Annotated in this window: 17 protein-coding genes and 1 riboswitch; of the genes, 7 read left to right on the forward strand and 10 right to left on the reverse strand. The window is 58.3% G+C overall.

The window, feature by feature from the left end:
- Nucleotides 1-18 precede the first annotated feature (18 nt).
- The gene (locus Mal65_RS04240) at nt 19-3,423 is read right to left on the reverse strand and encodes a hybrid sensor histidine kinase/response regulator (protein WP_145293966.1); all 3,405 of its coding nucleotides are present in this window, start codon (nt 3,421-3,423) and stop codon (nt 19-21) included.
- A 263-nt stretch (nt 3,424-3,686) separates the two neighbouring features.
- A riboswitch (cyclic di-GMP riboswitch) is annotated at nt 3,687-3,796 on the forward strand.
- A 175-nt stretch (nt 3,797-3,971) separates the two neighbouring features.
- On the opposite strand from Mal65_RS04240, the gene Mal65_RS04245 reads away from it, so the two are divergent.
- The 5 genes from Mal65_RS04245 to Mal65_RS04265 all read left to right on the forward strand — a co-directional run bounded on the left by Mal65_RS04245 (nt 3,972) and on the right by Mal65_RS04265 (nt 9,548).
- On the forward strand, nt 3,972-4,151 hold the full coding sequence (locus Mal65_RS04245) for a Flp family type IVb pilin (RefSeq protein WP_145293969.1): 180 nt from the start codon (nt 3,972-3,974) through the stop codon (nt 4,149-4,151).
- Between the two features lie 365 nt (nt 4,152-4,516).
- Complete coding sequence (locus Mal65_RS04250) at nt 4,517-5,074, forward strand: A24 family peptidase (RefSeq protein WP_145293972.1); 558 nt, start codon at nt 4,517-4,519, stop codon at nt 5,072-5,074.
- 366 nt (nt 5,075-5,440) lie between these two features.
- Nucleotides 5,441-6,490, forward strand: coding sequence for a Flp pilus assembly protein CpaB (gene cpaB, locus Mal65_RS04255; RefSeq protein WP_145293975.1), 1,050 nt, complete (start codon nt 5,441-5,443; stop codon nt 6,488-6,490).
- A 179-nt stretch (nt 6,491-6,669) separates the two neighbouring features.
- On the forward strand, nt 6,670-8,238 hold the full coding sequence (locus Mal65_RS04260) for a secretin GspD/PilQ domain-containing protein (RefSeq protein ID WP_174820130.1): 1,569 nt from the start codon (nt 6,670-6,672) through the stop codon (nt 8,236-8,238).
- Nucleotides 8,239-8,321: 83 nt separating this feature from the next.
- Nucleotides 8,322-9,548 carry an AAA family ATPase gene (locus tag Mal65_RS04265; protein ID WP_145293980.1) on the forward strand — a complete coding sequence of 409 codons (1,227 nt, stop codon included), beginning with the start codon at nt 8,322-8,324 and terminating at the stop codon, nt 9,546-9,548.
- 4 nt (nt 9,549-9,552) lie between these two features.
- Here the strand turns inward: Mal65_RS04265 and Mal65_RS04270 are convergent, their stop codons facing one another.
- Both Mal65_RS04270 and Mal65_RS04275 read right to left on the reverse strand, forming a co-directional pair.
- Nucleotides 9,553-12,924 carry an efflux RND transporter permease subunit gene (locus Mal65_RS04270; protein WP_145293983.1) on the reverse strand — a complete coding sequence of 1,124 codons (3,372 nt, stop codon included), beginning with the start codon at nt 12,922-12,924 and terminating at the stop codon, nt 9,553-9,555.
- Complete coding sequence (locus Mal65_RS04275) at nt 12,921-14,609, reverse strand: efflux RND transporter periplasmic adaptor subunit (protein WP_145293986.1); 1,689 nt, start codon at nt 14,607-14,609, stop codon at nt 12,921-12,923. Before Mal65_RS04275 ends, Mal65_RS04270 begins: the two co-directional genes overlap by 4 nt.
- Nucleotides 14,610-14,794: 185 nt before the next feature.
- On the opposite strand from Mal65_RS04275, the gene Mal65_RS04280 reads away from it, so the two are divergent.
- Nucleotides 14,795-15,403 (forward strand): TetR/AcrR family transcriptional regulator, encoded by a 609-nt coding sequence (locus tag Mal65_RS04280; protein ID WP_165701056.1) that lies wholly within the window; start codon nt 14,795-14,797, stop codon nt 15,401-15,403.
- A gap of 14 nt (nt 15,404-15,417) precedes the next feature.
- On the opposite strand, the gene Mal65_RS04285 is transcribed toward Mal65_RS04280, so the two are convergent.
- Nucleotides 15,418-16,893 (reverse strand): leucyl aminopeptidase, encoded by a 1,476-nt coding sequence (locus tag Mal65_RS04285; RefSeq protein ID WP_145293991.1) that lies wholly within the window; start codon nt 16,891-16,893, stop codon nt 15,418-15,420.
- Between the two features lie 213 nt (nt 16,894-17,106).
- Between Mal65_RS04285 and Mal65_RS04290 the strand changes: the two genes are divergently transcribed.
- Complete coding sequence (locus Mal65_RS04290; protein ID WP_145293994.1) at nt 17,107-18,957, forward strand: UbiD family decarboxylase; 1,851 nt, start codon at nt 17,107-17,109, stop codon at nt 18,955-18,957.
- A gap of 37 nt (nt 18,958-18,994) precedes the next feature.
- On the opposite strand, the gene Mal65_RS04295 is transcribed toward Mal65_RS04290, so the two are convergent.
- The 6 genes from Mal65_RS04295 to Mal65_RS04320 form a co-directional block, all read right to left on the reverse strand.
- On the reverse strand, nt 18,995-20,452 hold the full coding sequence (locus Mal65_RS04295) for a sulfatase family protein (protein WP_145293997.1): 1,458 nt from the start codon (nt 20,450-20,452) through the stop codon (nt 18,995-18,997).
- 192 nt (nt 20,453-20,644) lie between these two features.
- Nucleotides 20,645-21,025, reverse strand: a complete 381-nt coding sequence (locus tag Mal65_RS04300; RefSeq protein ID WP_145293999.1) for a hypothetical protein — start codon at nt 21,023-21,025, stop codon at nt 20,645-20,647.
- A 10-nt stretch (nt 21,026-21,035) separates the two neighbouring features.
- Nucleotides 21,036-21,572, reverse strand: coding sequence for a hypothetical protein (locus Mal65_RS04305; RefSeq protein ID WP_165701057.1), 537 nt, complete (start codon nt 21,570-21,572; stop codon nt 21,036-21,038).
- Nucleotides 21,569-22,012, reverse strand: a complete 444-nt coding sequence (locus Mal65_RS04310; protein ID WP_145294005.1) for a hypothetical protein — start codon at nt 22,010-22,012, stop codon at nt 21,569-21,571. Before Mal65_RS04310 ends, Mal65_RS04305 begins: the two co-directional genes overlap by 4 nt.
- Nucleotides 22,009-22,509 carry a GspH/FimT family pseudopilin gene (locus tag Mal65_RS04315; RefSeq protein ID WP_231131278.1) on the reverse strand — a complete coding sequence of 167 codons (501 nt, stop codon included), beginning with the start codon at nt 22,507-22,509 and terminating at the stop codon, nt 22,009-22,011. The genes Mal65_RS04310 and Mal65_RS04315 overlap by 4 nt, the downstream gene beginning before the upstream one ends.
- A 144-nt stretch (nt 22,510-22,653) precedes the next feature.
- Nucleotides 22,654-22,980, reverse strand: a complete 327-nt coding sequence (locus Mal65_RS04320) for a prepilin-type N-terminal cleavage/methylation domain-containing protein (protein WP_145294011.1) — start codon at nt 22,978-22,980, stop codon at nt 22,654-22,656.
- Between the last annotated feature and the right edge of the window lie 248 nt (nt 22,981-23,228).

The following is a 23,228-nucleotide window of genomic DNA, read 5'->3' on the forward strand; positions in this document are numbered from 1 at the left end:
TCGGTCTGGCTTTTTCTTTTAAGACGCGTTGGCCCCAAGTGTTTCCTTCAACATTTGGACCCGGTCGATCCAACGTTGACTGACCTCACGTAATTGATCCAGGTGTTCGGCATCGGTCGTCTGTTCTTCTTTCGCCGCGTGCTCCAATTCCGCCGCCAGGCGAACATCTTCGTCATCGGCAACATACCGCAGGCAGCTTTTCAACGTGTGAGCGGCACGTGTCAGTTCGGCAAAGCGTCCCTGGCGATGGTGGCGGTCGACGCGACGCAAAAGTTCAGGCACTTCTTCCAAGAAAGCGTCGCATAGCGAAACCGCGATTTCCTCGCTTCCGGCGCTGTGCCGCATCAACCGCTGCTTCATCGTGTCGATGTCGATCGATCCCTCGTCGTGATTCGTTTGCGACGCGTCAGGTTGTTCCGCCGCAGATGTGGTTTGGTCCTCGGCGGACGTATCGGGCGGTTCGACTTGAGACGACTGCTGCTGATCCGCGTTTGATTCTTGGTCGGGCACGCTGTCGGGATCGGTCAGTCCGCGGATGGTGGCGACCAACGTGGACAGGTCGACCGGTTTGGTGACGAAGCCGGACATGCCGGCGTTTTGACAAATCGTTTCATGCTCCGCCGTGACATGCGCGGTCAGTGCAATGATCGGCGGCGGCGTACGTTTTCGCTTTTGAAAGTATTTCAGGATCTCCGCCGTCGCTTCGGTTCCATCCATCTTGGGCATCTGCAGGTCCATCAAGATGCAATCAAAGTTTCCAGCCGTCGCTTCACCGACTGCCGCCTGGCCATCGACCGCCGTCGTCACGGCATATCCCGCCTGTTCCAACTGTTGCCGGATCACCAATCGATTGACTTCGCTGTCGTCGACCAGCAACAGATGCCCTTCGGTCGGCGCGGCCGATGTGACCGGATCAGTCGAATCTTCGGACCAAGCGGGCGAAAGATCGAATCGGTCGGTGGTCGTTTCTTCCAAGCGTGGCGGCGACAGTCGACGTGTGCCATCCGGATCGTCAGGATCCCAAAGAAACCGCAGGGTTTCGATCAGTTCATCGGGAGTGACGGGTTCATTCAACGCAATTTCACGGCGGGTTCCCATTCGCGGTGTGTCGACACCCACGACTTGGATCCAAATGATGTCGTCCCGAGTGCGATCGACCCAGCGTTGCCATGACGTGGGACCGCTGCACCGAACGATCCAAGTGATACGACCGTTTTGTTTCAAGCTGGGCGTGTCTTTCAGGTTCAATCGTTTGATACCCAAAAAGTCCACGGTTTCTTCGATCGCCGAATCCATGTTGGGGACGCCCGTCTGGATCACGGCGGTTGCATCCGAGGCCAGCGGCGGAGGGCTGCTCTGTGCCTGATGCGGTGCATCTTCGTGATTGTCTTTGGGATCGCTGGACGACTGGATCGGCAATGGCAATCGGCAACTGAAACAGCTGCCGACATTGGGTTGGCTGACCAAATCGATTCGTCCGCCCATGCGCCGCACCAAGCCATCGCTGATCGACAGCCCCAACCCGGTTCCGCCAAAGGATCGTTTCGTTCCGACTTCGCCTCGTTCGAACGCGGAAAAAACGGCACGTTGTTTTTCCGTGGGAATGCCCACTCCGGTGTCGGCGACTTCGATCAAGAAGAATGGCCGTGATCCCGCGACGTCAGGGTCGCTTTCGAGGGACAGTCGCACGCGGACTTCGCCCAGCGGGGTGAACTTAATGGCATTGCCGATCAAGTTGATCAAGACTTGGCGGATGCGTTTGGGGTCACCGACCACATCCCGCGGCGTATCCGGCTGAATCGACAAGATCAATTGAAGTGGTTTTTCGGCGGCCCGGACGGCCAACGATTTGAATGCGTTGTTCAAGCAGTCGTGAAGGTCGAACGGACGCGGGGCGATCTCCACACGCCCGGCTTCGATGGCGGCGAAATCCAGAATGTCTTCGATCACGTCGCTCAGCGACTGCGCGCTTTGTCGAATCATCTGAACATATTGATGTCCCCGCGGCGTCAGTTCTGTTTTGGATAGCAAATCGATCAGGCCGGTGATCCCGCCCAGCGGCGTCCGCAATTCATGGCTGACGCCCGCCATGAATTCGGTCTTGGTGCGGTTGGCGGCTTCGGCGGCCGCTTTGGCACTGCGAAGCGTTTCGATCGCACGTTTTTGCAGGGTGACGTCACGGACGATGACCGCGCATCCCTGTTCATCGCCGACGGGAATCGTATGAACGGCGACTTCACTTTCGAATTCGGATTCATCCTTGCGGACGATCGTCAACTCGTGTCGTGCCGCTCGAGGGATTGCGGCCCAACGATTGCGTGCACTGAAGTTCGGTGAACCAAAAATGGATCCGGTCAAAGGCATTGCGATGTCTTCGAAACGCTGTCCCACCATTCCGTCGCCGAACAGAATCGTGGCGGCCGGATTGGCTTCGACCACGATCCCATGGGCGTCCAATAGAACGACCGCGTCGGCGGCCGAATCGAACAACGCTCTCTTGCGGGCTTCGCTAGCACGGAGGGCCATTTCGCCCAAATACTTGCGCGTCACGTCCCAGAAAATGATCTGGATTCCCACACAGTTGCCGTCGCGGTCGTATTCAGGCGCTTTGAACACCTGGGCATAGCCGGTCTTGCCGTCCAGCGTTGGGTGTTGCTCGATCTGGTCGACGTTTTGCCCTGAATCCATCACGCGAAGATCGTCGGACCGGTATTTCTGTGCGATCTCCGGTGCGAACAAGTCGTCATCGGTTGACCCGATCACTTCGTTCAGATCCCGGCCCAGGTTGCGACAGTAGATCTCATTGGCGTACGTCACCACGCCGTCGCGATTCTTTCGGCTGACTTGCAACTGCATCCGTTCCATCAACGCTTGGAACGTGCTTTCGCTTTGGTCCAGCAAGTGTTGCGTTTCCTGGCGACGAATGACTTCGTTGCGCAGGGCACGGTTGGCGCGTCGCACTTGTTGGGTGCGCCGGAACACCCGCTGTTGCAGCGATCGACGCAGGGCCAAGCGTCGTCGTCGTCGGTCTTGCAATCGGTAGTGAAACCACCACAGCGCCAGCAGGGCCAGGATGGTCCAAACCCGTTCCATGCCGAAACCTTCGATCGACGACATCCAGGTCGTTTCGTGCGGTCCGCCGGCATCACCGATCAATTCGGCCGATGCCGCGGCGCTGCGGATCATCGGGGCCAAGCCCGGGATGACGACCGCCAGCAACAGCGACGTCATCAATAACGGCATATGGCGACGGGGCAGATAGCTCCACGCCAGCGGCACGACAAAGGTCGCGACCACACAGACATGCAGCCACGGCGGCGACAATCCATCGATGGTCGCCAATAGGGTCGCCGGAATGACCCAGGGAAGTGGTCGGTACCGCCAACGTGACGGTCGCAACAAATTGGAAGTCAGTCGATTCATCAGCCGTCGTCGTCATCGCGATTTGCCGGGCAAGACGAACCCTTGCCGACGCCCGATTGCCCCATTGTACCTGTCTTGGCCGTCACAACAGTCACAAACGGATCGATTCGGTTGCCCGCAGGGTTTGCGGGACCCGTCTTTTTTACCCACGTCGAAAACGTGTCGTAGTGTCCCTTTAGAGAGTGAGCGGGCCAGTCCTTGGTCCAATCGCTAAGTCTTGTCGGTCGGTCGATGCCGAACGTCGGGGCTTGGTCAGCCTTGCTCCCTGACAAAGGCAAGACGTCCGAGAGGATGATCGCGCAAAACCACGGGTCCGTGGGTGAGCCGGCAAAGCGATTTGTCGGCGTAGCCTCAGGAAAGCCGGGTTGCCGAGGGAAACGGTTGTCATGGTTCGGATGTGTATCCGGCCGAGACCGCCGCCAAGGCATGTCAGACGAGAGTCGGAGATGAGGCTGCCCACTCGACCGGATTGACCCGCGTTGGGTCAACCGTTTTCGTCGTTGTTTGTGGTCCCCCTGTGGGCCGCACTCACTCCTGGAGAAAGACAAATGAAGAATTTCGCTACCAGCTTTGTGAACTTCCTGAAGGAAGAAGATGGACCGACCGCCGTTGAGTACGCCGTCATGTTGGCGTTGATCGTCGTGGTCTGCTTGGCCGCTGTCGGTACCGTCGGTACCAACGCTGCTACCAAGTTCGACGCTGTCGGTACCGCAATCGCCGGTAACTGATTTCGCTTCTGCATTGCGGATGGCCGGGTCGACTTGTTTGGCGACTCGGACCTTCGCATGCGGGTTTGAATACGACGTCCGGTGCGGGCCACGATTGGGTCCGCGCCGGTCGTTTCGAATCCCGGTCACTCGTTTGGCCTTTGTTCCTTGGCCTTTCGCAAAGATCCCACCATGAACTATCCGCTGCTTCCCGCCGATGCCGCCGCCTATGCCTGGCAACTGGCTTGCTGCGTCGTGACGCTGCTGTTCGCGATGTTCACTTGGTTGATCGGACCGCGATAACAAAAAAATCAAGCTGTCACGGGGACAACACAAACCATCGATCCACAACCGTTCGGATCGCCATCGTTACGGGGAAACATAACATGGACACGTTACTGCAAAGTATTGCCGACCACTGGATCGTCTGGTTCGTCAGCGTTGTGCTGATCGTCGCCGCCGTCATCGACGGCATGATCTTGAAGGTTCCCAACTGGCTGAACCTGCCGTTCATCATCAGCGGCTGGTGCTACTGGTGCTACGCCGATGGCGTTGGCGGATTGGGCTGGAGCTTTTTGGGCACCATCATCGGTGCGATGCCACTGTTGCTGCTGCGTAATGTCGGCGGCATGGGCGCGGGCGACGTCAAACTGGCTGCCGGAACGGGCGCTTGGCTGGGATCGCTGATCAGCCTGAAGCTGTTCGTCGCTGGTGCACTGGCCGGCGGATTGATCGCCGCGGTCATGATTCTGCGTAGCGGAAAAGCTTTCAAGCACTACGCGATGGCGATGCAAATCCTGGAAGAGTGGAAGACCGTTCGCCGCCCAAGCAAGTTGGCTGCGATCGCCCGCGAACGAAAGCCGACGATGACCCTGTTGCCTTATGGCATCCCGATGGCCATCGGTTCGGTGATCTACTTCGCCTTCGCCGGAATGCTGATTTGACACCAACGGTGGCAACACCGGAGGCGTGAAACACCGAGTCACACGACGACTTACGTTTCCGCGTCGTCGTGCTGAACCGAACACGAACATGCGACGCGTCCGCCGCCTGAGGACGCGAATTTCACGCAAGAAACGGTCAGGCTGGGAAGCTTTGGTTGACATTGCCGGTTGCGGCAAGTCTGCCAAGCGGGGCGACAATATCCCATCTAGCGTATGGGGTGCAGATGTCGCCGGGACCTCACCGAATACACAGAAGCGTCAGATCGCGTTCATTCGGTTCGGTGCGGTTCTTCGTTTTGATGCGAACCGTTATCCGGAAACAACGTGTTTCCCGGACCAACCCTGAACACCACTGTCGAACGAATCATGCGTAATAAAACTCTCGTCCTGCTGGTTGCCTGCGTTTGCGGTGCGATCGCTGCTGTCGGGCTTAGCCATTGGATGCAAGCCCAAAGTTCGCAAGGCAGTGAGATCAAGATGGTGGAAATCTTCGTGACCACCAAGGCGATCGACGTTGCCGAGGAAATCACAGGCGAAAAAATCAAATTAGAACAATGGCCCGCCGATCGGATTCCCGAAGGCGCGACCAGCACCCTGGACGACTTGGAAGGCAAGTACGCGCGCCAGCGTTTCTACGCTGGTGAACCCGTGATGCCGGTCAAGTTGATGAACGATTCCAACGGATCGTCCCAAAAAATCCCTCGCGGCTACACCGTCGTGGCGATGGAAGCCGACCCGGAAAACGCGGTCGCCAACCTGGTCCGCCCCGGCGACCGTGTCGATGTGATGGGATACTTCAAGAAAAGCGATGTCGTTCCGGAAACGACCGCCAAGACGATCCTACGCGGTGTCCGCGTGTTCGCATTGGACGGACAGACTCAGCGTGAAGACAACGATGAAGCGACCAAGGCCGCCAAGACGATCTCGTTGCTGATCAAAAAGACCGATGCCGAGGTTTGGACCTGGGCCTCGGAACTGGGCAAGATTCGCCTGACGTTGGGAAACCTTACCGATTACGAAAACGATGGCGACCGTGAGGATCCGGGTCAGCAGTTCTTGCAGTGGATTGCTGACCACGCCAAGGCCAACGAGACGAAGGAAGAGGAAGTCGAACCGGCTCCGAGAACAGTTGTAACTCGCAAAGTCGAACCAACCGAAAACTTCAAAATGCAGAAGTTGTCCGGCGGCAAGATCACGCAGTACGGCTGGACCGGCCGAGACGACATGCCTCACATCCTGAGCGAAACCGGTGGCGATGAAAGCAAGGCACCTGCGGCTCCGGCCGCGACCGCCACGTCGCCGAACCCGCAAGACGACGAATACAGTTACCTAAACGGCGAAGCCAGCCCGTTCTTTCAGCCTCCCGCCGAGGAAGCCGGAACGGCCGACGACGCCGATGACTTGCTCGGGCGATGATCGCCTGAGTGAAATTTGATTGATGCGAAATTTTGATCCGGTCGGTTGCGATCGGCCGGATCTAACCTTTACCCGTTAATCGCCATCGACCACCTGGCGGCACGACACGGATTCCACATCTGTTCGTGCCGGCGGAATGTTGGAAGGATCCGACAGGTCAAGCAAGGATGCACCACGCGATGAAAACGTTTCTTCGGCCAGCGAACCAGCTGATTCTGACAGGTTGTCTGTTCGTCACCGCTGCGATCCTTCCCGGATCGACGTGGGCACAAGGCGACCGTCTGGTCACCGCGACGGCGTCCAGCGTGAATACCAATATCACGCAGGCCGTCGAACGAATCGAGATGCTGGTAAAAAGCAGCCGCATCTTGACACTGGAAGAACGCATCCCCAAGTTCCAGGTCCACAACGAAGAAATCGTTGGTGCCCAACCGATTTCGCAAAACCAGATTCAGATCTCTGCGAAACAGCCCGGCACCACCCAGCTGAACATCTGGGACACCGACGAAAAACTGTACACCGTCGATGTGATCGTCCTGGCCGATTCGCGGGAAGTCGAAGGCATCTTGGAGTCCCAGTTGCCTTTGGCTTCGCTCAAGGTGATGCCGATCGGCAGCGGTGCTGTCGTCAGTGGATTCGTCACCAGCGTGGATGACGTCGATCGTGCGATGGCCATCGTCGAACAGTTCTACACCGCCCCGGTCAATAACATCCAAGTCTCCGGCGTCCAGCAAATCATGCTGCACACGAAGATCATGGAAGTGTCACGAACCAAACTGCGGGACTTGGGAATCGACTGGAGTATCTCCGACGGTACCAGTTTCTATCACCAAGGCCCGACGACCCTGTCCAACGTTGCCAACAGCATCGGCACCGGGCTGGACCCGTCCGACAGTGCGGTCAGCGACATGACCAACCGGTTCTTCTTCGCCAACGCCAACTTCGAAGCTTTGATTCGGGCGTTGCGTCAAAACAACCTGTTGAAATTGTTGGCCGAACCCACGGTGGTCGCCACTCACGGTCGCCCGTCACGATTCACCGTCGGCGGTCGCGTTCCCAACGTCGTGCCCACCGGTAATGGTGCCGTCCAAGTCGAATACGAAGAATACGGAACCTCCGTGGACTTCCTGCCGTTCGTCGTCGGCCCGGGGCGGGTTCGCTTGGAAGTTCGACCGGAAGTTTCCGAACCCGATGAATCACGCAGCGTTACCGTGAACGGTCTAAGCGTGTCCGCCTTCACCCAACGCTACGTCGATGTGGCCGTGGAAATGGATGCCGGTCAAACGATCGCGATCGCCGGTTTGCTGCAAAGCCGTGTGGATGCTTATGTCCGATCGACACCGTTCTTTGGCGAACTGCCCTACATCGGAACCATGTTCCGCCGGGTGCGTGAACGCAAGAACGAAATCGAGTTGCTGATCATGGTCACGCCCGAGATCGTCGACGCGATGGATCCCTGCGAAGTCCCGCCGGGCGGACCGGGATTGAATTCGATGTCGCCGACCGATTGCGAACTGTACTTCGACGGCTACATCGAAACGCCCAACTTGATGGGCCACCAATGCAAAGAAGATTGCCGTGAAGGATCGATCATGGTCAACGGTCACCCCACCGCCATGCAAGGTGACATGACGTCATCGGGCGGGTCGATCGTTTCGGGCGAAACCCTGCCGCCGGGTGTCTATGCCCCCGGGGAAATGCCCACGGTCGTCGGCGAAGGCGTCGTGATTTCGTCGCCAGGCGAATGAGTCGTCGCGGCTGATGGTTCGAGATGTCGAACAAGCCGAAAGAGATTCTGAATTTGAAACCCAATTGAATTGAGCCCGCATCCATGAGCAACGTACTGCGACTCGCACTGGTCGATCCCAACGATTCGACTCGTGAAACCGTCAAAGCGATGTTGTTGGGGCTAGAAACGGTTTGGTTGGAAGCCGATTGTTCACGCTACGAATTCTTTCCCGATATCGTCGACCAAACGTCGCCTGATGTCGGCGTGGTGAACCTGGACTCGGACCAAAACAAAGCCATCGACCTGATTTCGCGACTGTCCCGGTCATCGCCCGACACGGTGATCTTGGCCGCCAGTGAAAGCAACGACGGGCAACTGATTCTGACCGCGATCCGAAGCGGTGCTCGTGAATTTCTGACGCTGCCACTGAGCGAAGAAGAACTGGCATCGGCACTACAGCGTGTCAGCCAGCAGAAATTTGGTTCCGCCGAACGTGGCGGTCGTGGCAGCGAAATCATCGCCGTCGCCGGTGCGACCGGTGGGGTGGGGACGACCAGCGTCGCAGTCAACCTGGGCTGTGTACTGGCCGAAGACCCCAAGAACAGCGTGGCTTTGGTCGACCTGGACCTGGCCCTGGGGGATGCCGACGTCTTTTTGGATGCGATTCCCGACTACACCCTGGCCGATGTGGTCCAGAACATTTCGCGTCTGGACATCCAGTTGCTTAAAAAGTCGCTGACCAAGCACTCCAGCGGACTGTATCTGTTGCCGCGACCGGTTGAACTGCGCGACACCGAAGTGATCGATCCGGAAAGCTTGCGGAAGGTCATGGGGTTGATGAAGGCTTCGTTTTCGCACCTGATTGTCGACCTGTCGAAAACGTACAGCCCGATCGACATGGTGGCGATCGAATCGGCCAGCCGTGTCATCTTGGTCACCCAATTGGATTTGCCCTGTCTGCGAAACGTCGTTCGTTTGATGATGAGCTTCGACGAAACCGAAGGCTTGCAAGACAAAGTCGAAATCGTTGTCAACCGCGCCGGCTTGGACAGCGGCCAGATCAGTCTGAAGAAGGCCAAGGAAACTCTCGGCCGTGAAATCTTTGCTCTGTTGCCCAACGACTATCGCACGATGATCGAGGTCCGCAACAACGGCGTGCCTTTGGTGACCCAAGCCCCCAAGGCCGCAATCACACAAGCGTATCGCGAAATGGCGCACAAGATCGTTGAGCCGCCTCAAAGCACCGAGGCCGTCGATGGCGACGAAGCGGCGGGCGCCAACGAAAGTGGTTGGAAACGATTCTGGCCGGTCAAGTCGGCCAAGGCCTGATCGATCACGACGGTTGCGGCAACGCGGACGTCGCCACGGTGTCCAGTTCCGTGGACTCCACCGGGACCGGGCGGATTCCAAAGGTTTCGACCAGGACCGCATACAAAGCGGGCAAGACGTACAGCGTCAGGAATGTCGTCAAAATCAGTCCGCTGATCATGCACCAGGCCAAGCCCACCCAAAGCGGTCCGCCCGAAATAGCCAACGGCAACAAACCGCCAACGGTCGTCGCGGTGGTCAAGAAAATTGGCAGCATCCGTTGTTTGCCAGCATCGATCAGACACTGATGAAAAACGTCGTGGTCGATCTTCTGTTCGGCATCGGGCTTTGACGAAGACGCAAAGTGTTCTCGAATCAGAATGTCGGCAAACTCGATATAGATGATCGCCGTGTTCAACACGATCCCGCACAACGCCAGGATGCCCAATTGCGGCATGAACCCTAAGGTGTTGTTGGTCAACGCCAAGCCAAGGTAAGCCCCGACCAACGCCATCGGCAGGGTGCATAAAACCATCGATGGCTTTGCCCAGCCGTTGTACTGGAACACCAGGCACAACACGATCAGCACGAACGACCAACCGAACGACTGCAACATCTGGCCGCCCGATTCGATGCTTTCTTCATAGGCACCACCAGGTTCGATGTCATAACCGGCCGGCAATTCGTCCTTCAACTTTTTCATCGCATCGCTGTGCCACACACGCAGCACGATGTCGTTACCCGGCACCCCGGGCAGCACACGTGACGAAACCTCGATCGTCCGGTTCATGTTCCGCCGTTCGATCCTTTCGGGTTGCCAGGAGAACCGAAAGTCGGCCAATGATTCCAGCGGCACCTTTCCGGCGTCGCCTTCGACAAAAGATTCCTGTAGGCCGCGGACCGACTGTCGACCCTCCGGTCGCAAACGGAAGTAGATCGGGACTTGGTGATCGCCTTCGCGAAACGTGGTCAGTTTCAATCCGGAGTAATAGCTGTTCAACGTTTCGGCGATCTGGGCATTGGTCACTCCCGCCAAGGTGGCTCGGTCACGATCGACATCCACCTGAATCTGGTACCCGTTGGTTCCCCACGAATCGTGAACGTTCCAGGTTTCCGGTTGTTGCCTGACCATTGCCTTGACCCGGTTGCTGATGCTTCGCAGCATCGCCGGATCGGCGAATCCATTTCCGATAATCCGGAAGGTCAACGGATCCGCCGGTGGCCCGAGCGCGAGCTTTCGCGGCACCACTCGGGCGCCGACGATGGGTTCGATGCCCAAGTCGGGGCGACCTTGATGACAGGCAATGCGGACTTCTTCCACAAAATCTGCCGTGTATTGCCAGTTTGTCGTTTGAACCAGGATCTCGGCATAGCATCGGTTCTGAGGTTCCGGTTCCCATGTCAAATTCCAACGCGATCCCCCACCGCCGACCAACGTTCGCATGACACTCAAGCGTTCCCGTCGTTCGCCGATCTGTTGGTCGGGCGACACGGGACTTAGCCGTCGAATGACGTCTTCGACTTCACGAGTGATCGCATCGGTTTGCTGAATCGTGGCCGTTTCGGGCAACTCGACTTCGACCGCAAATTGGTCGCGTGCCGCCTCCGGGAAAAATTCGGAACTGACCGGCAACATGAAGACGGTCATGCTGGCCATCAGCGTGAAAATCAATGTCGACCATTTGTATTGCAGCGCAAACTTCAGCGAACGGCCATACAAACGTTGGATCGTCGATTCGCCGGCAGTCGATGGTTGGGGGAAAAGACGCCGCAGTGTTTCCGGCAATCGGTTCCGCAGCAGCATGTACCAACGAATGGGTGGCGATGCGGGCGCGTGATTTTTCGGTGCTCGAATGAATAGCCCCGCCAAGACCACGCAGAACGTCATGGCCATCAGCCAACTGATTCCCAGCGTCGTCGCCACCGTCACCGGCAAACTGTACACATATTCGCGGGCCCCGCCCTTCAATGCGTACAGCATCGGAATGAACGCCGCCATTGTTGTTAGCGTTCCGACCAACATGGGAATCGCCAGCGTGTTGGCGCCTTCGACGGCCGCACGAAATGGTGGCAGCCCGGCGATCTGATTGGATCTTGCCTGGTCACAAACCTGAACCGCGTTGTCGACCAACAGCCCCAACGAAATGATGATGGCAGCCAGAGAAATCTGTTCCAGCTGGACATGCATCATCGAAATCATCGCCACGGATGTGATCACGACGACAGGGATGTTCGCCGCCATCACCAGTGAGGTTCGTGCCCCGACCACTAGATAGACGACCAGCACCACGATCAGGATCGCTTCGATCACGTTGACGATGACGTCGGAGATTTTCGATTCGACATTGATCGCTTGGTTGGAAATGGCGGTCGCCACCACGTCCGGGGGCAATCGTTGTTCGATCTCCGTCAGTTCGTCGACGCGTTGCAGGCTGCGCTGGCAAATGTCGATGATGTTTGACCCCGATTGCATCGTGACCGCTACCGTTACCGCCGTGGTCGCATAATCACGATTGCCGAATCGGCAAAGATACGCCGGCGGATCCTCATAGGATCGTTGAACGGTCAGTCCCAGATTGGACAGCGTGACGCTGTTGCCTTCATCGCCATCCTTGTCGCTTCGCACGACACTGGCGATTTGTCGAATTTCGTCTATTGCGTCAAACTCGCCGCCCGGTTTGACGGTGAAAAAACCATCGTCGGTGGATAGTTGCCCGCCGGGCTTGATGATGTTCCGCTCCGACGCCAACCGCTTCAATCGTGATGTGGTCAACGATTGCTGGGCCCAATTTCCCAGATCCGTTTGGATATAAACCGCTTCCTTCTGGATGCCGAATTTTTCGACTTTGGCCACACCGGACAGCAACCGTAATTCGTCTTCGATCAGCTCGGCAAATTGTTCCAACTGACGCGGTGTATAACGGTTTTCCGGCGGAATGTCGTCATCACCTTCAAGCGGTTTTTGGTGGACGGCCAGTAGCAGAACCGCCGTGTCACCGAACTCGTCGTTGACGACAGGTTCGACGGAGTCCTCCGGCATTTCGGCCTGTTCCACCCGAGCGCGAACTTTGTCCCAAACGTTTTGGATATCTGACGGGTGAATGTCGTCGTTCAATTCAACGAAGATGATCGACTGGCCCGTTTTGGATGTCGATCGAATCGTTTCGACCTCCTCCAAGCTGACGATCTTCTCTTCCAGTTTGTCGGTGACCAGTTCTTCGACCTTTTCGGCCGGTGCACCCGCCCAACTGGTCGTGACCACGCAAACACGAATGGTGAACTCGGGGTCCTCGCGACGTGGCATCGTGAAAAACGTGATCGTCCCCCAGACCATCATCAAGATGATCAGCGAAAAGACGATTGGACGGTATTTGACCGATAACGCAGACAGATTCACCACGATTCTCCTTTACGAACCGTGACCACCTGGCCGTCATTCAGATAGTGGACGCCTCCGACAATGATTTGATCCCCTGCGGTGATGGACTCCGGTTCAATCGCTTGTACTTGCACCATCGTCCCCGCTTCGACGTGATCGGGCAAAATCACGTTGACCTTCACGCGGTGAGCGATCTCCTGGTCCCCTTCGCGATGTAGAACGAACAGCGACGTGGTGCCGGATTCTTCGTGGATACAGTCCAGCGGAACGAAAAATCCGTCCTCGGCTTTGCGAGTCGACAGGTTCACACTGACCAGATCGCCCGGACGCAGCATCCACTGGGGACCGGCGTCAAACACCAAATTGCAGCCGTTCCATTGATCTCTGTCTTCGTCGGGGAATTCCAGTGCGCCGGCCAACAAACTGTCGGGCCCAGGTGGCGTTTCCACAAAACGCACTTGGCGAAACACCCAGTTGCCCAGGTAGGGGATCCGCAGTGGCAGCATTTCGACTTCTCGACGCTGCAGTTTGACAATGTCCGGGATCGACTGGCCTTTGACCGCATTGGTCATCAGGTACACAAAGTGTTGCCCATCAACGGTTTCGATCGCCTGTTCTTCGACCAGATGAGTCCCCGGTTCGACACCGATGATCGAATTCACGTCCAGCGGCCAGACGTCTTGTGTGCGGGCGACATGTTTGCCTTGGATTCCCTTCGGCAGCGGATCGCGGTATTGCGAGTTCAGGACCAACAACGTGACCGTGAACGTACGTGTGGCCGGATCCGCACTGGGATCGATGACATACACCAGACCAAAAACGGTTTGTGGCTTTCCCGACGTGTCGGTAAACGTCACGGGCACCTGTTGCCGGCGCCGCAGACGTCGTGACTGTTCGGCGGACACCTCAATTTCAATTTTGATCGGGTCCATCATCTGGAGTTTCAGAACCGGGGATCCCGCACTGACAACGCTGCCTGGGACAACGTCGACTTCGGAAATTTGCCCTCGGTATCCGCCGTATAGAACGGTGTTTTTCAAATCACGACGTGCATCGGCCAATGCTTGCTGGGCACGTTGGACGTTGGCTTTGGCCGATCGCAGTTCAGCCGACGCCTGTTTCAGTGTCGAATTCAGCGACGACAGCCTCGCTTTTTCTTGGGCGACCCGATTGGCGGCTGCGTCGTATTCGGCTTCGGCGATCGCGCTTTGGCGTCGCAGCTGGGATGCCCGTTTGAATTCATCGTCGGCAAGCTTCGAATCCGCTTCGGCCGATCGGATGTCCGCGGGCAACGTTTCCTTCAAACGGATCTCCGCGATCTCCTCCTGAAGTTTGGCGACTTCTAAATCGGCTTCCGCCGACGCAACGGCGACCTCATATCGGGCCGGATCGATCTTTGCTAGCGGCGTGCCTTCGGCGATCACGTTGCCGTCGGCGTCTTCGACGTGACCGGAAATGTTCTGGCCGGGCTCCAGCACCCACTGGACCCGACCGGGAATCTCAAAGCCGATGGATTCTGTTTTCCAAGACTTTACGGTGCCGGATGCGGCAAAAGAAACATCCGGCGTGCTCCGCGTCAGCGTCATGACGCTGACCGGCAGGGGCGTTTTCTCGGTCGGCAGGGATGGCGGTTCTTCACAGCCCAGGGCCGCCAACACAAAGACCGTCGCGATTGCCCACCGGGGCCCAAGATTTCCATGCATGAAACGGTTTCAGTCAACGCAAAATGGCGAAACAATGGAAGCCGCGACAACCTGTCGCGTGCGGTCAGCGGAACAGCAGACGCCACCGCTCGGAGTCGACGAAGTAAACTGAGCGGTGTACTTTCGTCGTGCCGAAAAGTATACTACTCGGTTTAGTTATGGCAAGGCGAAAGATGGGGCGGGATATGGCGGAGAAGCTTACCGATCGAAAGCGGCGATCGGTCGTGGAAGCTGCGGTGAAGGAGTTTCAGCGGCGGGGGTTTGATAACACCAGCATGGACCAGATCGCTGCCACCGCCGGGGTGTCCAAGCGGACGGTGTACAACCATTTTTCCGGCAAAGAAGATTTGTTCGCGGTCATCATCGAGCGGATCGCCGAGCTTGCCGATGTGATTCCCGAATTCGAGTTCGAATCAAAGAAGTCGGCCGAATCGCAATTGCGGGCCATCGGTGACAACATCTTTGCGGCGATCGGGGAACCCGAGTTCCAAGATCTGGCGCGGGTGGTGCTGTCCCGGTTAATGAACGCTCCGCATGCCAGCGGTGCATTGGAGAAGACGACCAACGCGATCACGATGCAGCTGACGCAGTGGTTCGCCGATGCAAAGAACGCGGGAATGTTGAACGTCCCGCGTCCCAAGGTGGCCAGTTCGCAGTTCATCGGAATGTTGATGGAATACGAATTCTGGCCCCGTTTGATCGGCGTCAACAAACAGGTGCATCAAGTCAGTCCGAAGACGTATGTTCGTGACTGCGCGCGAGTGATCGCGAATGCCTACGGCCCGGAATCGTAATCACCGTGGTGGTTTCAGCGTGATTGGATCCAGCGCAACAGCGTTCGGACCATCGCCCCGGTTGCTCCGGCATCGCGATGGGGCAGCGGCGAATCGGCGAATGCCGGGCCGGCGATGTCCATGTGAACCCACGGGGTATCGCCGACAAATTGTTCCAGCAGTTTGGCCGCCGTGATAGCACCGCCCCAGCGTCCTTCGCCGACATTCTTGATGTCCGCGACTTTGCTTTTGATCTTCTCGTCGTACAGCGAAAACATGGGCAATTGCCAGGCGGGTTCGCCTTCGGCATCCGCCGCCACACGAACTTCGCCGCACAGGTCATCCCGGTTGCTCATCAGGCCGGTGACTTCACGCCCCAATGCGACCATACAGGCACCGGTCAGGGTCGCCAGATCGACCATCGCTTGTGGTTGGTGTCCGACCGCGACATCCAACGTGTCGGCCAACACGACACGACCTTCGGCATCGGTGTTCAAGATTTCAATGGTCGTGCCTTGCCGCGTTTCGATCACGTCGCCCAGTTTGTAGCTGGACCCGCTGACCATGTTTTCGGCCAACCCGCAAAACCCGATGACGTTCCGTGGGATTTTCAGTTGGGCCACTGCGCGCATCACGCTGGCAACCGTGGCCGCACCGGCCATGTCGCACTTCATGTCGACCATGCCTTCGCTGGGTTTCAGCGACAGACCGCCGCTGTCAAACGTGACGCCTTTGCCGACCAGTGCGATCGGCGCCTCATTGGGGTCGGCGGCCCCGTTGTGCCGAAGAATGACCAGTCGCGGTCGGCGTGCGGAACCCTGGCCGACGGCCAAGATCGCACGACAGCCTTCGGATTCCAAACGGTGTTCGTCCCAGACTTCGACCTCAAGCCCGACCTCGCCGCCGAACGATTGTGCCCGAGCGGCGAAGCTTTCGGGATACAGGATGCCCGCCGGTTCATTGACCAAACGTCGGCACCGATTGACGGCGTCCCCGATGATCTTTCCCGTGGCCACTTGTCGTTGACCGGTACCCAAGAAGTCGATCTGTGTCGGGACATAGAATTGGGGCGTGTCACCCTGTTGATAGATGCCCTGCGTTTCACACCCGGCCAAAGCACCGGCAACCACGGCATCGACGTTTTCGGGGGCGGCCAAGCTTGCGGCGTCGATCACCACGCGTTGACGCTGACGTTTGGTCAGTTTGCGAATTGCCGTTGCAGCCAGATCGAATCCATCGGACCGCTGTTGCTTGGCACCCGTTCCGATGGTCATGATCAGCGGCACATCGGCATCGCCGGTGGTGACCATGAACACTTCGCCGCATTTGCCGCTGATTTCACCTCGCCCGATCCAGTCGTCGATCAGTTGCCGCTGCGTCGCCGAAACGCTAGGCGTCTGCCGCATGGCATCGGTGCCCGATATGACACCGACGACCAGGCAATCGCAGCGACCATCAAGGTCAGAAACGGCGTTCAATTTGGGCGTGGGCAACGGAAGGCTGTTGGGCATAGGACCGGCAGGGGCGTCAAAGGCAATCGGCGTCGGAAAAGTTGCACGGTGAAACGGATCCGGGCATCGCAACGGGGGCACCGACGCGTTAGTGTAGCGCCGCGGTAACGGTTATCACAGCCAGCTCCCCCCCTGATTAAATCCGCCAGTTGGCGGCGCGGGTGAAAGACAAACACGGGGGCGATCGACAGTACGTGCAAGAGATTCCCGATCGTGAAGCATCGAAGTACCCGTGACGTTGTAGACGACCTTCGTGCCGGCGGTCGGTTGATCGAGATCGACGATCCGGTGGATCCCCATTTGGAGGCTGCGGAGATCCAGCGCCGCGTCTATGCCAACGGGGGTCCCGCGATCCTGTTTCAGCGTTTGGTGGGGACTGAGTTTCCTGCGGTTTCGAATCTGTTCGGTTCCTTGGACCAGGCACGCTATCTGTTTCGCAGCACGCTGGAATCGGTTCGCCGGCTGATTGAAATGAAGGTGGATCCGTCCGCGTTGCCCAAACGGCCGCTACGTTACGCCGGTGTTCCCGTGACGGCTTTGCGAATGTTGCCTCGTAAGGTCCGCCGTGGCGCGGTGATGGGACACCAAACGGCATTGTCCAAATTGCCGCCGATCAAATGCTGGCCCGATGACGGTGGTGCCTTTGTAACGCTGCCACAGGTCCTAAGCAGTGATCCGGATCAACCGAATCATCTGATGAAGATCAATCTGGGAATGTATCGGGTCCAGCTGAACGGCAACGATTACGAAACGGATCGTGAAACCGGATTGCATTATCAGATCCATCGCGGCATCGGGGTGCACCACCGCCGTGCGCTCGACCTGGGCCAACCGTTAAAGGTCGTGATCACCGTCGGCGGCAGCCCGGCGATGTCTTTGGCGGCGGTGATGCCATTGCCCGAAGGATTGACGGAACTGACGTTTGCCGGGGCGCTTGCCGGTCGCCGGATTCGCATGATCGTGGGTGATCACGCACCAGTTTATGCCGATGCTGATTTTGCGATTGTGGGAACGATTGATCCCGGTCGCACCAAACCCGAAGGCCCCTTTGGAGACCACTTGGGCTATTACAGTTTGCGGCACGATTACCCAGTGCTTCGTGTCCAGCACGTCTGGCACCGCAATGACGCCATCTGGCCTTTCACCGTGGTCGGGCGTCCGCCTCAGGAAGACACCACGTTTGGTCAGCTGATTCACGAATTGACCGATCCGATCATCCCCACGGTCATTCCGGGGGTAAAGGCGGTTCACGCGGTCGATGCGGCCGGCGTCCATCCGCTGTTGTTGGCCATCGGCAGCGAACGTTACATGCCCTACATGGAACGAAGCGAGCCTCAGGAATTACTGACCCAGGCGAATGCCATTTTGGGCAATGGTCAGTTGTCGTTGGCCAAATACTTATGGATTACCGACGATCCCGATCAGACGTTGGAAATTCACGACATCGCATCGTTCATGAATCACATGTTGTGCCGCGTTGATTGGCGTCGTGACTTGCACTTCCAAACCAAGACCACGATCGACACGCTGGATTACAGCGGTCATGGATTCAATCAAGGTTCCAAAGTCGTCGTTGCTGCGACGGGGGCTCCGGTGCGAACGCTTGGAACGGAGGTTCCCGCGGACCTGAAACTACCTGATGGGTTTTCGGATCCTCGGATTGTTATACCGGGCGTGCTGGCGATTTGCGGTCCGCGACATGGTGTGGACTCGGCGGCCGACGATCTGCGGCGGCTGTGCGAAAGTTTGGCTGGCGGCCCAGGCGGACAGCCCGACGAATCGCTGCGTGACTGGCCGCTGATCACCGTCGTCGACGATTCGGATTTCGCCGCAAAGACGATCGACAACTGGCTTTGGCTGACGTTCACCCGCAGCAATCCCGCGGTCGACATCGCCGGGGTCGGCGCCGCGATCGTTCACAAGCATTGGGGGTGCGTGGGGCCATTGGTGATCGATGCCCGAAGCAAAGACTTTCACGCACCGCCGCTGATCGAAGATCCCCAGGTGACGGCCAAGGTGGACGCGCGGGCGACTCGTGGCGGACCGCTGGCACGTTACTTGTAAGCGGCATCGTCACGGCCTGTGGGCGAATCGCGAATGGCTACTTTGCGGCGGGCTTCTTGCGCTTGCTGCCAGATGATCGCTGATTGGCGGGTAACCGAAGTCCGGTTTCGCGATCAAATCCGTCTGGCGTCAGACCTTCGGCGTTGCCGTCAAAATGGTCGGCGGTCAGGTCGGCAAAGGCGTCTAACGCCGATCGCAATGATTGCTGCACCGATTCAATGGCCGGGCGATCGTACAGATTATCCAAGCAATGCGGATCGGCGGCGACGTCGTACAGGGCAAGACGTGGTCGCGGGATCACGAAAACGTCGGTGGGCGGTCCCGTCAGGCGACCTTCGCGTCGCAGTCGCTGCATTTCCTGGTATGTGGCGCTGCGAACCCCGTCCGCCGGCGGTGTCGCGGGCAACTCGGGCAGGTCGTTGCGGATCATCAGGTGGTCCTGCGTGATCACGGCTCGTTCTCGTGCCCGATAATCGTGCCAGTTATGTTCGGCAAACGCAAAGCGACGAACCGTTGCATCGGAGTCGTTCAGGATTGGGCGGATTGATACGCCCTGGAAGGTCGACGGTCGGTCGACGCCTGCCAAATCCACCATGGTCGCGACCAGATCGATCACACTGACAAGACTTTGGGTTGATCCTGTGGCTTTCAGTCCGGCCGGCCAGTGGACCACGAGCGGTGTCCGCACGCCGTCGACGTTGACACGCGTCTTGCAGTGCGGGAACGGACGGCCGTTGTCGCTGATGACAAACACCACGGTGTTGTCCAGCACGCCTTGCCGGTCCAGGGTTTGAACCACCTTGCCGATGTACTGGTCGAAACGGCTGATCTCGTCGTAGTACAACGCGATGTCTTCGCGAACGGCTGGGGTGTCGGGAAAAATTGCGGGGACGCGAACGTTGGCCGGATCGTGTGGCGGATCCACGGCGCCGGGCTGATACCCGCGGTGTGGGTCGCTGCTGGCCAACCACGCAAAGAAGGGCTGGTCCGCCGGACGATCGGTAACCGCTTCGACCCAGCGACCGTTGTTGCCGGGGCCACCATTGGTATCCAAGACACGATCAAACTGCGATTTGGCATCGTTTCCCAGATGCCACTTTCCGGCGGCGACGGTGTGATAGCCGGCTTCCCGAAGTGGTGTGGTGACCATCACTTGATCGGCCGGCAAAGGAAGGTGAAGTTCGCCCGCGCCGGTCGCATGTGGGTATCGGCTGGTCAGGATGGAACAGCGACTGGGGCTGCACGACGAACACGTCAAATAGGCGCGGTCGAACCGCAGGCCGTTCTCCGCCAGCGCATCAATGTTGGGCGTTCGGATCGTTTCGTTGCCGTAGGTACCGAAGTCGTCCCAGGCGGCATCATCGGCGATGAAGACCACAAAGTTGGGCGATGAAGCGTCTTGTGCCTGTGTCGATGTCGCACTGGGCCAAAGCAATCCGGTGGACAAAGACAACAAAACGAGCGTGTACAAGCAAACCTTGGGGCGCAAGATCATGGCAAGTATTGATCGATGGAGGTGGGGCGAAGAAGGCGGGGCAACGAAGACGGGGACTGGCGTCAGCCGAATGCAGTGTCGATACCGGACCGTGACGGATGATCGCGTCGCGGGTGACTTGTGAAGATAACAGACCAGCCGTCGCGACGGGGAAATCTCGTCAAATGCAAACCCGCCGTTTGGCCGACCAGATCAGGGCAGCGTGATGCGTTTGGCCGCCGCCGCAGCGGTTGCACCGGGATACAGATAGGCGGCGATGGTCACATTGCCCATGCCATCATTGGTCACCACGGCGAAGGAACCCGGAATCATCGCCGTAGGATCGACCACGTTGCCCGCAAAGGCGGTGTCTTGTTGCACAAAAGCTTCGGCACGGGCAATCAGGCCGGCAGCGGTTTGGCGAGCCTGGGCCGCCGAACGCAGGCTGTCGATGCGCCCGCGTTGGTGGGTGCCGGCACGTAGGATGGCAATCGCGCTGATCGACAGAACAGCCGCGGCCAAGGTGCACAGCAAAACCGCACCGCCCTGGCGATGACGGTATCGAAGTGTCGATTGTTGGCGGTGCGCAGGCATGTTGGTGGTCCTAAAAGGCGACCGTCATAGCGGCCGACTTGGTAACCCGAGTCGCCGGATCGCGAATGTCCAGTTGCAATTCCAACCCCACGACCGGATTGCCCGTCGCGGTCGATTTCAATTCGGTTGCACGAAAAGCACTGGCCGATTCCGCCAGTACCGTGGTGGCGATGCCATCGTCCATGACCAACTGGCTGCGACTGATGCGAACCAAGGCGGTGCGACCGGCCAGGGTCGTGATCCGCAAGGCACGTCCCCCGGAAACCACTTGAGTGTGTGGATTCATACGGATTTGATCTGCCAGCCATCGCAGCGAACGTCGACCCTGGCTTTCGATGCTGCCGTCGCCTTGGGCACGGGCGATTGCCTGAGAACTTGAGCGCATCACGCCGGCGATCGGGACCATCATGACGGCCACGATCATGGTGCAAGCGATCACTTCCAGGATGCTGATGCCGGCACGAGGTGGGCGGACAGGTCCCGTCGGTGGGCAGGCCTTTGCAAGGCCCGGCGTTGTCTCGCAATGCACTACTTTGCGTGTCGTCATGGCGCGGCCCTTTGCGTTCGCAAGGATTCGGCCGGTTCATCAATGTCGCAACGTCGATTGTTGTTGACGTCTCGCCACACCAGAGCATCGATGGTGATCACTTCCATTCCCGCGGGCAGCGTCGCGTCAGCGGCGGTTGTCAATGTCGCACGCAGCGACGGACCGTCCGTTGCGGTCAAGCTAAGGTTTTGAACCACGGGGCGGCTCCGCCGGAATGTCGAATCGAAGACCGACGGATCGGTCAGGCGGATTTTGGATTGTTCCAGCAACTGTTCGGCTTCATGAAGCATCGTTTCGCGAAGCAACGATCTCCGGTGCAGGCTTTCGTTCTGCTGAAGCATTTTGACCGACGGGATCAAGACGACCGCCAGCAGCATGCTGCCCGCGGCGACATCGATCAGCGTGGCGCCGCGACGATGATTGCAACGACATCGGGTCATTGGATCGTTCCTGAAACGGCGGTGATGCGGACTTCGTCGGTCACGGTGCCGTCACTGAGACGCAGTTGGACGTCGCGATCGGCCGAACCGGTCGGGTAAAAGGTCACGTTGTTTCGGGTCGGACGCAGGCTGGCAGTTGACTGCAGGGCGATCGTCCATTGTTTGGCCGGTCCCATTGGTCCAGCGGCTTGGTCAATCTGCCACTGGTCGTTGCGTGTATCGATGGTCACCCGAACATCGGCTTGTTGTTCGATCGCGGTGTTGCGAATCGTGCGCAGTGCCTGACGCAATTGTTCGGCGTCGCCGCGAACGTTTCGTCGGGCGTACCATTGTCCGTCCAGTTGTGTCATCCCGATCAAGGCAACACCACTGATGACGATCAAGATCATGGTGACTTCGATCAACGACATGCCGACACGTCGATGCTTTGGCGGGTGCCGCAAAGCGGGCGCCGGATCGGTCGTGCGGTGCGTGTGGTTCATTGTTCGAAACAACATGCCGGGCAAGCGGGACAGAGCCTGTGGATTGACCATGAATTGAAAAAGTCCGCCACAGGGACCGTCCGGACACGGAGATGCCAGACATGCCCAGGGCGGACTTCTTTCGTCGATGTGTGGGGCAAAGATTCGCCAGAGGCGGTCTTAGCGTTCGGTCCACTCACCGGTGTTGCGGTCGACTTTCCATTTGCGGCTCAACCCTCGCACGTAGTCTTGTTCCGCCTGGGTATCGTTCTTCAGATAGCCCGAGGTCACCAAGTTGTTGACGCTGCGGGGAAAGGCTTGGTTTTCCAGGAAATAGGTTTGGCTCATCGCGTCCAACGAAGCCTTGGTTTGGACGTCCATCTTTTCTTCGCTCTTGGCCCGCATCGGTGCGACCGTTGCCACCGTGGCGGCTGCAACGACGGCAAGGATGATGACGGCGGCGATGACTTCAAGCAGCGAAAAACCTGACTTTTTGCAGCGTTTCATGGTATGAATGCTCCGGTGATTTTTGTTTCGACTAGGCGTGTGAGAAGACCGCAGAAGATCTGCGTTCACTCGAAACCTAGGTCACAAAAATTCAGCATGTCGGCCAAAATTTTGGAAATCTGCCCTCGCCCTGGTGGTGTCCATCCCTTCATGTCGGCGGCGGATGTCACTAGGCTGCCAGCCGTCACGTTTCTAGGCCGACGATCTTCACCGCCGCTCCGCCGGTCCATCGTCGCCGCCCGATTTCC

It is taken from the genome of Crateriforma conspicua, from assembly GCF_007752935.1.
GTDB classification, from domain to species: Bacteria; Planctomycetota; Planctomycetia; order Pirellulales; family Pirellulaceae; genus Crateriforma; species Crateriforma conspicua.